12 protein-coding genes, 1 pseudogene and 1 riboswitch are annotated in these 15,519 nt (G+C 62.1%); of the genes and pseudogenes, 10 read left to right on the forward strand and 3 right to left on the reverse strand.

The window, feature by feature from the left end; all coding sequences use genetic code 11:
- Positions 1 to 117 precede the first annotated feature (117 nt).
- On the reverse strand, positions 118 to 987 hold the full coding sequence (locus PH552_RS04830; protein ID WP_113249010.1) for an SDR family oxidoreductase: 870 nt from the start codon (positions 985 to 987) through the stop codon (positions 118 to 120).
- A 104-nt stretch (positions 988 to 1,091) separates the two neighbouring features.
- Between PH552_RS04830 and PH552_RS04835 the strand changes: the two genes are divergently transcribed.
- The 8 genes from PH552_RS04835 (at position 1,092) to atzF (ending at position 12,034) form a co-directional block, all read left to right on the forward strand.
- Positions 1,092 to 1,985, forward strand: coding sequence for a LysR family transcriptional regulator (locus PH552_RS04835; protein ID WP_112345544.1), 894 nt, complete (start codon positions 1,092 to 1,094; stop codon positions 1,983 to 1,985).
- A 254-nt stretch (positions 1,986 to 2,239) separates the two neighbouring features.
- A riboswitch (guanidine-I (ykkC/yxkD leader) is annotated at positions 2,240 to 2,351 on the forward strand.
- 74 nt (positions 2,352 to 2,425) lie between these two features.
- The gene (locus PH552_RS04840; protein ID WP_113249011.1) at positions 2,426 to 3,499 is read left to right on the forward strand and encodes a putative urea ABC transporter substrate-binding protein; all 1,074 of its coding nucleotides are present in this window, start codon (positions 2,426 to 2,428) and stop codon (positions 3,497 to 3,499) included.
- A 58-nt stretch (positions 3,500 to 3,557) separates the two neighbouring features.
- Positions 3,558 to 4,376, forward strand: coding sequence for an ABC transporter permease (locus PH552_RS04845; RefSeq protein WP_112345542.1), 819 nt, complete (start codon positions 3,558 to 3,560; stop codon positions 4,374 to 4,376).
- A complete protein-coding gene (locus tag PH552_RS04850) occupies positions 4,373 to 5,200 on the forward strand; it encodes an ABC transporter ATP-binding protein (protein WP_112345541.1) in 828 nt (275 codons plus the stop codon). The genes PH552_RS04845 and PH552_RS04850 overlap by 4 nt, the downstream gene beginning before the upstream one ends.
- Entirely contained in the window at positions 5,197 to 6,018 is an 822-nt protein-coding gene (locus PH552_RS04855) for an urea amidolyase associated protein UAAP1 (RefSeq protein ID WP_113249012.1), read from the forward strand. The genes PH552_RS04850 and PH552_RS04855 overlap by 4 nt, the downstream gene beginning before the upstream one ends.
- A gap of 16 nt (positions 6,019 to 6,034) precedes the next feature.
- Positions 6,035 to 6,685 (forward strand): urea amidolyase associated protein UAAP2, encoded by a 651-nt coding sequence (locus tag PH552_RS04860; RefSeq protein WP_112345539.1) that lies wholly within the window; start codon positions 6,035 to 6,037, stop codon positions 6,683 to 6,685.
- Between the two features lies 1 nt (position 6,686).
- The gene (gene uca / locus PH552_RS04865) at positions 6,687 to 10,223 is read left to right on the forward strand and encodes an urea carboxylase (RefSeq protein ID WP_285165608.1); all 3,537 of its coding nucleotides are present in this window, start codon (positions 6,687 to 6,689) and stop codon (positions 10,221 to 10,223) included.
- Positions 10,223 to 12,034 (forward strand): allophanate hydrolase, encoded by a 1,812-nt coding sequence (gene atzF / locus PH552_RS04870; protein WP_285165609.1) that lies wholly within the window; start codon positions 10,223 to 10,225, stop codon positions 12,032 to 12,034. The genes uca and atzF overlap by 1 nt, the downstream gene beginning before the upstream one ends.
- 325 nt (positions 12,035 to 12,359) lie before the next feature.
- Here the strand turns inward: atzF and PH552_RS04875 are convergent, their stop codons facing one another.
- On the reverse strand, positions 12,360 to 12,635 hold the full coding sequence (locus PH552_RS04875) for a hypothetical protein (RefSeq protein ID WP_112345536.1): 276 nt from the start codon (positions 12,633 to 12,635) through the stop codon (positions 12,360 to 12,362).
- 261 nt (positions 12,636 to 12,896) lie between these two features.
- Here PH552_RS04875 and PH552_RS04880 point away from each other — a divergent pair.
- Positions 12,897 to 13,279, forward strand: a pseudogene (locus tag PH552_RS04880) (nuclear transport factor 2-like protein); the annotation flags it as partial.
- A gap of 21 nt (positions 13,280 to 13,300) precedes the next feature.
- Here PH552_RS04880 and PH552_RS04885 read toward each other — a convergent pair.
- Positions 13,301 to 14,239, reverse strand: coding sequence for a LysR family transcriptional regulator (locus PH552_RS04885; protein ID WP_285165610.1), 939 nt, complete (start codon positions 14,237 to 14,239; stop codon positions 13,301 to 13,303).
- A gap of 97 nt (positions 14,240 to 14,336) precedes the next feature.
- On the opposite strand from PH552_RS04885, the gene PH552_RS04890 reads away from it, so the two are divergent.
- Positions 14,337 to 15,347: a zinc-dependent alcohol dehydrogenase family protein gene (locus PH552_RS04890; RefSeq protein ID WP_113249016.1), complete on the forward strand. Its 1,011-nt coding sequence runs from the start codon at positions 14,337 to 14,339 to the stop codon at positions 15,345 to 15,347.
- Positions 15,348 to 15,519 lie beyond the last annotated feature (172 nt).

The raw sequence follows: 15,519 nt of genomic DNA on the forward strand, positions 1-15,519 counted from the left end.
CTCAGCGATCCCGTGAAAAGCTGAACCGCCCTTTTCCATGGCGAACTTCACCTGCCCTTCCGCGCCGTTCAGCTCCATGCCGAGCTGCCGGATGGCGTGGGTCGGGTGGGCCGGATGTTAGACCGAGGTCGCAATCGCGACCGCAAAGTCGTGATAGGAGTGCAGCGAACGACCCAGGATCGTGGTTAGCCGTTCGACGTCGCCAGCCTCAGGAATCATGCCGTCACTGACGTAGCGCTCCGCCATCAGGCGCATCTCATAGGCCGTCCACTTCGGCATGAAGCTCGCCATGCTCTGCTCGAACCCACTGGGATCGTCGCCGCCGTAGACGACCGGGCGGCCCAGGATATCCGACCAGATCTTCGCCACGCCAGGGCCGGTCAGCGTGTCGGGTCCGACCAGGTTGATGGTCTCGATCGGCAGCTTGCCCGAAGCGGAATCGCGGCGGATCAACTCGATCGCGGCGACCTCGGCGATATCGCGGGCATCCACCATGGCAACGCCCTTGCTGCCGATCGGCATTGGATAGACGCCGTGATCAAGGACCACGTCCCTGATCATCAGCTCATTGTCGATGAAGTAGGTCGGACGCAGGATGGTGGCGCTGAAGCCCATCTGCACGAGCATGCGCTCTGCGCCGAACTTGACGGCGAAATGGGGCACGTTTACCGCCCGATCGGCTTCGAACACCGACAGATAGACAACGCGGTCGACGCCCGCCTCGCGAGCAACATTGAGCGCGATGATCGCCTGGGTGAATTCGTCGCCCGTAACGGCATTCAGCAGAAACAGCGTGCTTATGCCATGGAAGGCGCCACGCAGGGCATCGATGTCGAGCAGATCGCTCTGAGCGACCTCGACGCCGGCCGGAACATCAGCCTTCGAGGGATCGCGCGTCAGGATGCGCACCTTGGCACCGCGCTGCGTAAGCTGTTCGACGACATGACGGCCGACACGGCCGGTGGCGCCAGTAACGAGAATGGTCATGGTGGTTACTCCAGATTGGGTTCAGTTGACATCCACCAAGTTAATGATCCAAATTAATCCCGATAGACGCTATATCTGGACGCATCGTCTCACTGGTGAAACACATGGATCTGCTCGCCCTTGCCGACTTCAATCTGGTTGCCCGTTATGGCGGGTTCGGTAAAGCCGCACGCGCAGCCGGCCGTCCGAAGGCAACGCTCTCCCGGCGCGTGGCCGAGCTGGAAGCAAATCTCGATCTGCGCCTGTTCGAGCGAGGCGCGCGAACGCTCAAGCTCACGGAAGAAGGACGCGCTCTGTTCGAGCGTACAGGCGCTCTGCTGATCGAGCTCGACGAGACGGCGAAAGCGATCGCTTCGGGCGGTCGCAGCCCGCGCGGCCGATTGCGCATCAGCGCGCCTTTGCTCTTCTCGCAGACGGCCATCGGTAAGCTAGCGGCCGGCTTTGTCATCAAGTATCCCGAAGTTCAGCTTGAGATCACGACGGAAGACCGGACTGTCGACATGATCGAGGAAGCCTATGACCTGGTCATCCGCGTCAATCCCGAGCCGGATGCGAACCTAGTCGGTCGCGTTTTCCTCCGCGATCGTTTGGTGGTCGTGGCTAGACCGGACTTCATGCCGCCGACAGACCGCAGTCCGTTGCCGGCAGTCACCCGAGGAGCACTGAGGCAAACCGAAACGTGGGAGGTGACGACATCGGCGGGGAAGTCGACGATAACAGTCAAGCCGGTTCTGAGCCTGTCGTCTTTTCTCATGGTCCGCGATGCGGTTCGCCTGGGTGCGGGCGTGGCTCGCCTGCCCCTGTCGCTGGCAAGTTCCGATCTTGCTGCCGGCACCCTGGTGCATTGGGGCGATGTTGATGGACCCGATACCGCACTCTGGGCGCTCTATCCGACACGTCGCCTCCTCAGCGCCCGCGTCTCGGCCCTTCTTGACTATCTGAAGGAGACTTTCCAGCACGGGACAGCCGATGAACTCGCGGCCTATGTCGGAGAATGAAGAAGCGGCGGGCAAGGTGGGCAGGGCTAACGCGATAATCTGCAACATCCGGATACGGCCGCTGAGGGCTGCCACATGCCGGTCGCGGGACTGTCATCACCCGCTGCTGCCTACCGGAGGATCAAACCGCCACACGAAATTGCACATTTTTCGTGCGCATTTTTGACTTGCTGAATTTTTAGAAGAAAGACTTTGCCGCCGGGTAATAAAATCAATGATTTGCAAACTGGCACGCACCTTGCTTCCCTGAAAATCGAGTTGGTGGCTAGGGTTCCGGCGCTTGGATAAAGCGTGCTGGTCCGAGAGCCACCACCGGTCGGGGGAGAAATCCCACCGGATGCACGGCGGGATAAAAGCCCGGGAGACCTCGTAAGCCAAGGGATTGGCGGCGCGATGGTCTTTGCCGATCCCTTTTTGAAAAAAGCAAAAGGGGAATTTCTATGCAGACTTTTTCGAAGATCCTTTCCGTAACGGCCCTTTCGATATCGCTGACCCTCGGGCTCGGTTCCGTCGCCAGTGCCGCGCCGAAAACCAGTTTCAAGGTCGCCTGGTCCATCTATGTCGGCTGGATGCCCTGGGGCTATGCGAGCGACCACGGCATCGTCAAGAAATGGGCCGACAAATACGGCATCAACATCGAGGTCACCCAGTTCAACGATTATGTCGAGTCGATGAACCAGTACACCGCCGGCGCCTTCGACGCCGTGACGCTGACCAATATGGACGGTCTGTCGATCCCCGCCGCCGGCGGCGTCGATACGACTGCCGTCATCGTCGGTGACTTTTCCAACGGCAATGACGCGGTCATCCTGAAGGACAAGACCAGCCTGGCCGACATCAAGGGGCAAAACGTCAATCTCGTCGAATATTCCGTCTCGCACTATCTGCTCGCCCGCGCGCTCGACAGCATCAAGCTTAGTGAACGCGACGTGAAGGTGGTCAATACCTCCGACGCCGACATGGTCGCGGCCTACAAGACGCCCGACGTCTCCGCCGTCGTGACCTGGAATCCGCTGGTCTCGACCATTCTCGAAGAACCTTCCGCCAAGAAGGTCTTCGACAGTTCGCAGGTGCCTGGCGAAATCATCGACCTGATGGTCGCCAACAGCAATGTGCTGAAGGACAATCCGAATTTCGGCAAGGCGCTGGCCGGCATCTGGTATGAAACGGTGGCGCTGATGAAAGCGGACACGCCCGAAGGCAAGGCTGCGCGCGAGGCGATGGGGGCTGCCTCGGGCACGGACCTGAAGGGCTTCGAGGCGCAGCTTGCCGCAACGAAGCTCTTCGACAAGCCCGCCGAGGCGGTTGCCTTCACCGCCTCGCCGAACCTGCCGAAGACGATGAATCTGGTGCGTAGCTTCCTGTTCCAGAAGGGCCTGCTCGGCAATGGTGCGCCATCGGCCGATGTCATCGGCATCGAAATGCCCGATGGCAAGGTTCTCGGCGACAGCGCAAACGTCAAGCTGCGCTTCACGGAAACTTACATGAAGGCCGTCGCCGACGCTTCACTTTGAGCGAATCTTCACCGGCGGCGCCCATGCGCCGCCTGCCCCTTCATTCGCGGAGTTTCTCATGCGTTGGATCAACACCAGGCCCAGTCCCGGCGCACAGCTTGCCCTGACGCTCCTGCCTTTTGCCCTGCTGATCGTCGCCTATGGCGCCGGTTCGGCGGCGCGGCTTGCCGAAAACGCCAACGACAAGCTGTTGCCCAGCCTTGCCGGCTTTGCCGACGCCATCAACCGCATGGCCTTCATTGCCGACCCGCGCACGGGAGAATATCTGCTATGGTCGGATACCGGGGCAAGCCTGATCCGGCTTTTCGCGGGCCTCGGCATCTCCACGGTCACAGCGCTGCTGATCGGCATGCTGATCGGCATGCTGCCTTATCTCAGAGCCCTGCTCTCTCCCTTCGTCGCCGTCATCTCGATGGTGCCGCCGCTGGCGCTTCTGCCGATCCTCTTCATCGTCATGGGTCTCGGCGAGACGTCGAAGATCGCTCTCATCGTCATCGGCGTCGCGCCGACGATGATCCGCGACCTAGCGCTGAAGGCGCTGGAATTGCCGCGCGAGCAGATCGTCAAGGCCGAGACCCTCGGCGGCTCCTCCTGGCAGATCGCACTTCGCGTCGTGCTGCCGCAGATCCTGCCGCGACTGATCACCTGCCTCAGGCTGCAACTCGGACCGGCCTGGCTGTTCCTGATCGCGGCGGAAGCGATCTCGTCCGATTCCGGGTTGGGCTACCGCATCTTTCTCGTCCGCCGCTATCTGTCGATGGATGTGATCTTTCCCTATGTCGTCTGGATCACCCTGCTTGCCGTGCTCATGAACTATCTTCTCGATCGTCTGCGCGTCGCCGTCTTCCCCTGGTCCGAACTGGAGAAGCAGGCATGAGCGAGCTCAGGATAGACAGGGTCTGGAAGGAATATGGCGACCAGATCGTGCTCGAGGACCTGTCCTTGACGGTCGCTTCGCGAGCCTTCGTCGCTCTGGTCGGCCCGTCCGGTTGCGGCAAGTCGACCTTCCTGCGCATGCTGCTGGGGCAGGAGCAGCCTACCCGCGGTACGATCTTCCTCGACGGCGCGGCGCTGCCCGCCGAGCCGGGCGCGGATCGCGGGGTAGTCTTCCAGCGCTATTCGGTCTTTCCGCATCTGACCGCGCTCGGCAACGTGCTGCTCGGCAAGGAACTTGCGGCCTCGCGCTACAAAGCCAAACTCTTCGGCGCCGCACGCCGCGGTGCCATCGAGGCGGCGCGTCAGCTCATCGCCGAAGTCGGCCTTGCCGGCGCCGAGGACAAATATCCGGCCCAGCTTTCCGGCGGCATGCAGCAGCGACTGGCGCTCGCCCAAGCGCTCATCATGCGCCCCAAGGTCCTGCTGCTCGACGAACCCTTCGGTGCGCTCGATCCGGGCATCCGAGCCGAAATCCATACGTTGATGAAACGCCTCTGGCACGAGACGCAAATGACCGTTGTCATGGTGACTCATGACATGCGCGAAGCTTTCACGCTTGCGACCCGCGTCGTCGCCTTCGAACGCCGCCGCAACCGGCCGGAAGAGAAGGAGCGCTACGGCGCGACTATTACCAAGGATATTTCCATCTGGCCGCCGCGCATCGCCGGCGCGCCATCGATCTTCAGCCCCGACCGGGACGGCCCGGTCGCTTCCCTGGGGCACCGCCGGGACGACCTGGCTTCGTCGGGAGAAATCCAGCCATGACAACACATGTCAGACGTTCGCCGGAAGAAATAGCCGCCAACCGCGCGCGCTACGAAGAGCATCAAAGGAAGGGCCTGGAATTCGCACCCAAGGCCCTGCCCGGGGCAAGCCCCTTGCCGGCGCCCGAAATCGCGTATGACAAGATCGTCCACCGCGAAGTGATCCCCGGCGGCTGGTACTGGTCGACCCGCCTCCGGAAGCACGAAACGTTGCGCCTCAGCCTCGATCATGGCTTCTCGACGCTGTCCCTCGTCGCCTGGAGCGCCGCCGACACCAGCGAGAGGCTGAACCTGCCCGATACGGTGAAGATGCAGTGGACGACCGCACTCGGCAAAGGCCGGGTGATCTTTTCGGACATGGGCCGGGTGATGTTTTCGGTGACGGAAGATAGTTCCGGTGCCCATGACGCGCTGATGGGTGGCTCGACCTTGTCATCGAATGCGGCGAAATACGGGGAAGATAAGCGCAACACGCGAGACAACCTCGTCCTGCTCGCCACCAAGGCCGGGCTTGATAAGCGGGATATTCCCTCGGTGCTGGCGCTCTTCGCCCCAGTCCGCGTCGACCGGGACGGCACGTTCCTATGGAAGCCGGAGCTTTTGCGCAGCGGCGATTATGTCGAGCTGCGTGCCGAGATGGACCTGATCGTCGGCTTTTCCAATTGCCCGCATCCGCTCGATCCCGACCCCGGCTACCGGCCGAACCCGGTGACCGTCACACGTATCGCAGCCGTGGAGCCATCGACCGACGACCTGTGCCGGACCGCGACCGCCGAAGCCGTGCGCGGATTTGAAAACAACGTGCTGGCGGCGATCTGAGGGGGGGAGCGAGACCATGAGCGATTTCATCCAGACAGCACCGGGCCGCACGCTCGAAAACGCCGTGCAGGATCATGTCATTGCCGCGGAAGCGCCGTTCTCGACGGTGGTCCGGAAAGGCCAGACGTTGCGCATCGAGGATAGCTATGGCCAGCAGGCAATCGACACGCTGTTCTACAATGCCGCCGACTTCTCCGAGCGCTATTCCAACCAGGATACGATGCGCGAACAGGGTGCCGCCTATATCTCCACGCATACGAAGATCATCTCGAATGAGGGCCGGGTCATGCTGACCATGACCGCGGACAGTTGCGGTCGTCACGACACGTCGGCCGGCGCCTGCTCCTGCGAAAGCAACACGGTGCGCTTCGGCCACGGTACCAAATACCTCCATGCCTGCCGTGACAATTTCGTTCTGGAAGTCTCCAAGCATGGCATGAGCAAGCGCGATATCGTTCCCAACATCAACTTCTTCATGAACGTGCCGATCGAACCGTCAGGCGAGATGACGATCGTCGACGGCATTTCCGCGCCAGGCGATTATGTCGAACTGAGAGCGGAAATGGACGTGCTGCTCGTCATCTCCAATTGCCCGCAGATCAACAATCCCTGCAACGGTTTCGATCCGACACCGATCCGGGTGCTGGTCTGGGACAGCGAGGCCTGACATGTTCAACAAGGTTCTGATCGCAAACCGGGGCGAAATCGCTGTCCGGATCATCAAGACGTTGCGGCGCATGGGCATCGCCTCCGTCGCCGTCTATTCCGATGCCGACCGCTTTTCCAAGGCGGTGCTGATGGCTGACGAAGCGGTGAGGCTCGGCCCGGCGCCAGCCAGTGAGAGTTATCTCGATGTCGATGCCGTCATAGCTGCCTGCAAGACGACCGGCGCCGAGGCCGTGCATCCGGGCTATGGCTTCCTTTCGGAGAACATCGGCTTTGCCGAGCGGCTTGCGGAGGAAGGCATCGTTTTCATCGGTCCGACACAAGACAACATCGCCGCCTTCGGACTGAAGCATAGGGCCCGTGAACTGGCCCGCGAAAGCGGCGTGCCGCTGCTGCCCGGCAGCGGCCTCTTGGAAACGTGCGATGAAGCGCTGAAAGCCGCAACCGAGATCGGTTATTCGGTCATGCTGAAAGCCACCGCCGGCGGCGGCGGCATCGGCATGCAGCTTTGCCACGGCCCGGAAAGCCTGAATGCCGCCTTCGAGAGCGTGCAACGCACCGCGCGCGCAAGCTTCGGCGATGCGCGTGTCTACCTCGAGCGTTTCGTGGCCAACGCCCGCCATGTCGAGGTGCAGATCTTCGGCGACGGCAAGGGCCGGGTGATCGCGCTCGGCGAGCGCGACTGCTCCTTGCAGCGCCGGAACCAGAAGGTGATCGAGGAGACGCCGGCGCCGGGGCTATCCGATGCAGTTCGGAGCCGCCTGCATGGCGCGGCCGTCGCACTCGGTATCTCCGCCCACTATCAGTCGGCGGGAACGGTCGAGTTCATCTACGACCCCGCACACGAAGAATTCTATTTCCTCGAGGTCAATACCCGCCTGCAGGTCGAACATCCCGTGACCGAAGCGGTCTTCGGCATCGATCTCGTCGAATGGATGATCCGGCAGGCGGCTGGCGAAGACGTTCTCACGGGCAAGGAGAACCTCGCTCCCAAGGGTGCAGCCATCGAGGCGCGCATCTATGCCGAAATGCCGCACGCCGGCTTCAGGCCGAGCGCCGGGCTGCTGACCGAGGTTGTCTTTCCGGACAAGATACGTGTCGATGGCTGGATCGAGACAGGCACCGAGGTCAGCCCCTATTACGACCCCATGCTTGCCAAGGTGATCGTGACGGGTGAAGATCGCGCAAGTGCGATCGAGGCGCTCGGCAAGGCGCTCGAAGAGAGCACGATCTCGGGTATCGAGACCAATCTCGACTATCTGAAAGCCATCGCCGCCTCGGATCTTCTGGCGAGCGGCCATGTGGCGACCACGGCTCTCAAGGATTTCGTCTTCTTGCCAGATGTGGTCGAGGTGGTTTCGCCAGGCGCCCAGTCGAGCCTGCAGGAGCTGCCGGGGCGGCTGGGCCTCTGGCATGTCGGCGTGCCACCAAGCGGACCGATGGACGAGCGATCCTTCCGCCATGCCAACCGGCTGGTCGGAAATGCCGACGAGACGGCGGCGCTGGAGCTGACCGTCTCAGGACCGGTGCTGAAATTCTTCTCGGATGTCACGATCGCACTTGCCGGCGCGCAGATGGCGATGACGCTCGATGGCATGCCGGCTCAACATGATGCGGCGATCCTCATCAAGGAGGGCCAGACGCTTTCGATCGGTGCGATCGCGGGAGCCGGCCAGCGGGCCTATCTCGCCGTTGCCGGCGGGTTCGCGGCCCCGGAGGTGCTCGGTTCGCGCGCGACCTTCGGCCTGGGCCAGTTCGGCGGTAATGCGACGGGACCGCTTCGCGCCGGCCATGTGCTGCGGCTTGCCCGGGCTCCGCAGCCTGGATCCAAGCCGGCCAACGCGCCGGCCGAGCTCACGCGTGAGTGGGAAGTCGGCGTGCTCTATGGCCCGCACGGCGCCCCCGATTTCTTCCTGGAGGACGATATCGAAATGCTGTTTTCGACCGAATACGAGGTTCATTTCAACAGCGCCCGCACCGGCGTCCGCCTGATCGGCCCGGCGCCGAAATGGGCGCGCACGGACGGCGGCGAAGCCGGGCTTCATCCCTCCAACCTGCACGACAATGCCTATGCCGTCGGCGCGATCGACTTCACCGGCGACATGCCCATCATTCTCGGCCCCGATGGCCCGAGCCTCGGCGGTTTCGTCTGCCCGGCGGTAATCGCGCGCGACGAGCAATGGAAGATGGGCCAGTTCAAACCGGGCGACAAGATCCGCTTCCGCGCGGAAAAACGCGCCGGGGACCCGATCGCCGGACCGGTGGTCAAGCGCATAGGCGACGATGCGGGGGCCACGATCATGGGGCGCAGCGAGGCGGGACCCGTGCCCGTGGTCTATCGCCGGCAGGGGGACGACAATCTGCTGGTCGAATATGGACCGATGCAGCTCGACATCGCGCTGCGCCTGCGCGTGCATCTTCTCATGCAGGCGATCAAGGAAGCAAAGCTTCCGGGCCTCATCGACCTGACACCGGGCATTCGGTCGCTGCAGATCCATTATGACGGAACGAGCCTTGCGCGCACACGCCTTCTCGGACTTCTGAGCGAAATGGAGGCTTCGCTGCCGCCGGCGCAGGCGGTGAAGGTGCCAAGCCGGATCGTGCATCTGCCGCTCTCCTGGAATGATCCCGATGCCGAACTTGCAATGCGCAAATATCAGGAGCTCGTCCGCCCAAATGCGCCCTGGTGCCCGTCGAATATCGAGTTCATCCGCCGCATCAACGGACTGGCCGACGAACAGGCGGTGCGCGACATCGTCTTCGACGCCAGCTATCTCGTCCTCGGGCTTGGCGATGTCTATCTCGGGGCGCCGGTCGCAACTCCGATGGATCCGCGCCATCGGCTGGTGACGACGAAGTACAATCCCGCCCGGACATGGACGCCGGAAAACGCTGTCGGCATCGGCGGCGCCTATATGTGCATCTACGGCATGGAAGGCCCCGGCGGCTATCAGCTCTTCGGCCGCACGATCCAGGTCTGGAACACCTGGCGCCAGACGCCGGTCTTTTCCAAGGAAAAGCCGTGGCTGCTCGACTTCTTCGACCAGATCCGCTTCTTCCCGGTGAGCCACCAGGAACTGAGCGAAGCGCGCGCCGCCTTCCCGCATGGCGGCTATCCGATCCGCATCGAGGAGAGCGAATTCTCCTATGCGGCCTATGAGGCGGACCTTGCCGCCAACGCGCTGGCGATCGGCACCTTCAAGGCCCGCCAGCAATCGGCCTTCGAGGCCGAGCGGCAGCGCTGGAAGGATCTCGGCCTCGACAGCTTTTCCGTCGACGAGGATAGTGGTCCCGGTCTCGCGGGCGACATCCCAGCAGGTTGTTTCGGCGTTGAAAGCGCCGTGCCCGGCAATGTCTGGAAGGTCCTCGTCGAGGAGGGGCAGCCCGTCGTCGCGGGCGAGACAGTCGCCATCATCGAATCCATGAAAATGGAAATCAACGTGACCGCCCACGCCGCGGGCCGCGTCCGCGATCTGCGCGCAGGCCCCGGTCGCAACGTCAAAGCCGGCGATGTCCTCGTCGTGCTGGAGGAAATCTGATGCTTCCCACCATTCTCGATCTCGCTTCGCTCCAATCCGCCTATGCGGCCGGCTTGTCTCCTTTTGATCTTGTCGAGGAGGTGATCCGCCGCCGCCTGGCGTCCGACGATCCGGCGATCTTCATCACGCTAACCCCGGACGATGATCTGCGCACTGCCGCCAAGGCGCTGCTGGCCCGCGCGCCGAAACCGAACAGCCTGCCGCTCTGGGGCATTCCTTTCGCAGTCAAGGACAATATCGACGTCGCGGGTCTTCCGACCACCGCCGCCTGCCCGGCCTTCGCCTATCATCCCGCTGATGATGCGACGGTGGTAGCCCGGCTGAGGGCCGCCGGGGCGCTGGTGATCGGCAAGACCAATCTCGACCAGTTCGCCACCGGCCTCAATGGCACGCGCTCGCCGCACGGCGCACCGCGCTCGGTCTTCGACAGGGATTATGTGTCAGGCGGCTCGAGCTCCGGTTCGGCGGTCGCCGTCGCTTCGGGCCTCGCCAGTTTCGCGCTCGGCACCGACACGGCCGGTTCAGGCCGTGTGCCGGCGGCCTTCAACAATCTCGTCGGCATCAAGCCCACACCGGGGCTCGTGCCGAATGTCGGCGTCGTGCCGGCCTGCCGCAGTGTCGATGTCGTTACCATTTTTGCCGCGACCGTCGGCGACGGCGTTGCGATCCGCAAGGTGATGGAGGGCTATGACGCCGCCGACCCGTTCTCGCGCAAAGCGGCACCCACCAGCCTGCCCGCCTCCGGACTGCGGATTGGCGTGCTCGACGAAGCAGAACGGGAATTCTTCGGCAACAGAGATGTGGAGGCCCTTTACGACGCTGCAATCGAACGGGCACGCGCGCTCGGAGCGACCATCGTTCCCTTCGATTATACGCCCTTCCGGCTGTCGGCCGAGCTGCTCTATAACGGACCGTGGGTCGCCGAACGGCTGGCCGCGGTGAAGGATTTTCTCGCCAGCAATGCCGATGATTTCGACCCCACGGTGCGCACCATCATCGAAGGCGCGAAAGCCTATGATGCCGTCGATGCCTTCGAAGGCAGATACAGGCTCGAAACGCTGCGCCAGAAGACCCGGCGGGAATGGGAGAAGGTGGATATCCTGATGCTGCCGACCTCGCCGACCACTTATACGGTCGAGGAGATGATGGCGGACCCCATCGTCAAAAACGGGCATTTCGGCCGATACACCAACTTCGTCAATCTGCTCAATTGTGCGGCGATCGCCATTCCGGCCGGCTTCGACGCCAATGGCCACCTGCCGGCGGGCGTGACGCTGATCGGCCCGGCCTTCACCGACGAGGCGCTGGCCCCCTTCGCCGACGCCATGCACCGGACCTTGAGCGCGGGCATGGGTCGGGATCGCGCGGCAACGATCCCCGAGGCAAGCCGTGTGCCGCCGGCGGATGACGGCTCGGTACCGATCGTTGTCGTCGGGGCACATTTAAGCGGCATGCCGCTCAACCACGAGCTCACCTCCTCCGGTGGCTATCGGCTGAAGACCTGCCGGACGGCCGGCGACTACCGTCTTTTCGCGCTGCCGGGGACGGTCCCGCCCAAGCCGGGACTGGTGCGCGAACCGGGCTTTACAGGCGGCGGCATAGAAGTCGAGGTCTGGGCGGTGTCACCGGAGGCCTTCGGCCGCTTCGTCCAGAAGATCCCAGCCCCGCTCGGCATCGGCAAGGTTATGCTGGATGACGGCACGGCGGTTTCCGGTTTTCTCTGCGAGGCCCACGCCACCACGGCGGCCAAAGACATTACCGAATTTGGCGGCTGGCGAAATTTCATTCGCGCGGCAGAGACCATGGCTTGAACAACGGAGGAACGAGATGAGAAAACTCCTCCTGCGGGCAATACAGGTCCTTCTCCACGGCCTGATCGCCAGAACGCTTGCAATTGATAGTCGCGATTTAACGCAATCCTCCCGCGGTTCCCGGCGAGGCATCCCGCGAGAATGATCGATCGTGCCAAGCGAAGCTGTGAATGGCCGACAATCGCGATCGATCGCTTTGAGCGTACGCAAGCAATTTCTATGAGCAATGGCCGCAACAATCGAAGGAGCAACCTTCCGTGCGGAAGGCGGCCTGTGCGTCCATCCAGACAGGCAGGCTCACCGATCTAAGAGCTTATTATGGAAACTATTTTTCCACTTGAACTTCTTTGTTGTTCATATCGCTGACGGCCGATTTCGTGCTGTCGGATTCCCGGCTTGTTTTCAGATCATTCTCGTCGAAGGCGTATCGGCGTAGCAGGGCGAAAAGTGCCTCGTTCATATGCGGCCCATCCAACAGCTCGGGATTATCACAGATAACGTTGATGGTCCGCCGCACAACGCGATCTGCCGCGGCCTCCGATTCGACGAATTTACCTGCCCATTTCAGCAGGATAGGGCGAAGGTCACGATCCAGCGACATGTCTGTCGATCTCGAAGGGGGCATAGAGTTCCTCGTATTCCCGGGCGACCGGCTTACACTCTGTCCTGCGATCACAAGCGCCTGAGATGTGATGGCGGTATGTTCCATACTACGCGTTAAATGGCAGGAGTCCACTTGAGTGCCGCATTTTGTTGCGGTGCACACGCGGTGGAATGCTCGACAAGGCAACGGCCGCATCATGACCACCCGCCTCCACCCTTCGCGGGAGCTTCCGGCTCCTTGCATCGGACGAACCGCTTAACGGAGGCATTGGCGCGCTATGTCTCGCTGTTCAATGGACGCGATTGGGACAGTCTGCGCGCGCTTCTGGCAGATGACGTCAAACTGCATCAGTCCACGTACCCGGTTCGCGTCGGCTCGGCTGACGTCGGAAACTTCTTCAGCATCTATGCGGAGATTGAAGGTGTGTGGCTCGTGCCGGCTTGGCTTGGCGGACGGGAAGTCGTCGCTGTCTTTTCCGATCGGGCGAATGCCACGCCCGACTATTTCATGTGGCTGGAATGGCTCGACGGCCGGATCAGCTTCATACGCGACTATCGTTATGTCCGCTAGTCATCGATGAGACGGAATTGACCTTGGCACCGCCAGCGGACTACCAAGACGCGGAGCATCCTTCCGATTGAGGAAAGACATTCAGACTGGACTTATTCAGGTTGTGGGTTCGACCATGGCGCCCGACTGAGCCGCGTTGCGATCCAGTCTGCAAATGCACGCGTTTTCGTGGGCAGACCGGCTTTCGAAGGTGTCATGACATAGATTCCGCCCTCGTCGGGAAGCGACCATTCGGGCAGGATTCGAACGAGGCGCCCGTCGGCGAGTTCCCGCCCCACCAGCCAGTCAGTGGCGTAAACTATCCCGAGGCCTGCAATTCCAGCCTGGACAAGGGTTTCGGCATCATCCGAGGCCATTGGGCCGGAAACTGGCACAACACGCTCACCGCGCTCGGCATTGTCGAACTCCCAGACATGCGGGTTCGCTTTACCCGTGAAGCGTAGGCACGCGTGGTGTACGAGCTCGTCGGGGGTCCGGGGCTCTCCCCTTTCTCTGAGGTAGCCGGGAGCGGCGCATAGAAGACGACGACGGTCTGCGACCTTGCGTACGATCAGCCGCGAATCCGCAAGGCTTCCGAGACGAATAGCCAGATCATAGCCTTCGCCGATCAGGTCCACGTAGGAATTCGAAAAACTGGCCTCAATGGAGACAAGGGGATGCTCGCGCAGAAAAAGCGGTAATAGCGGCGCGATCCATTGGCGGCCGAATGCGGAGGGCAGAGCCAGCTTGATGGAACCGCGTGGCTCGCCTTCAGCAAGAGCGGCCGTCTCGAGCTCCGCTGTCTTGAGACTATCGAGAAGTGGCCTGATGCGCTCAAGATATGCCCGGCCTGCTTCGGTCAATACAACCTTGCGGGTGCTACGCTCTGCCAGGCGGACACCAAGCCGTACCTCGAGAGACTGAACACGCCTTGAGACAGCCGTCGGATTTCGCCGCAGTCTCTGGCCAGCCGCAATAAACGACCCGCATTCCGCGAGCGCTACGAAGGCGGATATGTCTCCAAGATCGGGATTGCTTATCCATTCCTGCATAATACGCAGTTCTAAACCGCCACATAAGGCAATTCAAGGCGGAGGAACGCAGTATTAGATTTCAGCTGGAGCAAGATTTCGGCTGAAGGGAGCCATCATGCATCAGATCGAACTCACCGGACCCGGACTCGATAACTTCCAGCATCGCCAGAGACAGGAGCCATCCTCGCCGTCCAGAGGGCAGGCGCTGGTCCGCATGCGGGCGGCAAGCCTGAATTTCATTGATCTTGCTGTTGCGCAGGGCAGCTATCCCGGCATCAATTATCCGCTGGTTCCCATCGCCGATGGCGCCGGGGAGATTATCGCGATCGGGCCGGAGGTGACCAACCTGTCCGTCGATGACCGAGTGGCGCTTCACCCCAAGATTCTCTGGCACGCTGGTCGTGCGAATGCCCTGCAGGCGCGCACCATGCGCGGAGTGGATCAGCCCGGCTCGCTGTCCGAGTTCGCGACGGTGGACGCGGCAACGCTTGTCCGGGCAGCCGATCACCTGACATGGGAAGCGATCGCGACCTTGCCCATCAGCGCTACCACATCCTGGAACGCGCTAGCGACAGCCGAGATCGGACCGGGCTCGACTATCGCACTGCTTGGCACCGGTGGCGTCTCCATCTTTGCGCTGCAGCTCGCCAAGGCGCGCGGCGGGCGGGTCATCATAACCTCGTCGTCGGATGAAAAGCTGGATCGCGCGCGCGCGCTCGGCGCCGACGAGACCGTGAACTATCGAAGCAATCCCGAATGGGACAAGGAAGTACTCGACCTCACCGGGGGCGTAGGAGCTGACCTTGTGCTCGACACGGTGGGCAGCTCGACCTTTGCGCGGTCCCTGGCCGCAGTTCGCCAGGGGGGCGTGGTCTACACAGTGGGTTTCGTGACGGGTTCGAAGCTCGAGCTCGATCTCATGCCGTTGATCGTCAAGGCAATCCGCGTCGTGGGAAACAACACCGGGTCCGTGGCCAATCTCTCGGATGCGGCAGCCGCAATCGCCGCCCATCGAATCGAACCGGTGATCGACCGGGTCTTCGGGATCGCGGAGCTCTCCGATGCCTACGCGGCCCTTGCCGCCGGCGGCCACGTGGGTAAGCTTGCAATCCGCTTGGATTGGTAGGCGGACCCAGAGGGTCCGGCGAACCTTGGATGTATCGTGATGGTTTTATTCCCTGTGACCGGGATTGCACACCAAGAACCTTTCCCGGAAAATGCGCGGTAGTTTTCCGTCCGGAATTGCGAGAAGACAAAGGGATAGAGCGGCTCAGAGGTTCCGTGAAAAATTGAGCCGC

The organism is Rhizobium aureum (assembly GCF_030182495.1).
In the GTDB taxonomy this organism is placed as follows: Bacteria; Pseudomonadota; Alphaproteobacteria; order Rhizobiales; family Rhizobiaceae; genus Rhizobium; species Rhizobium tropici_C.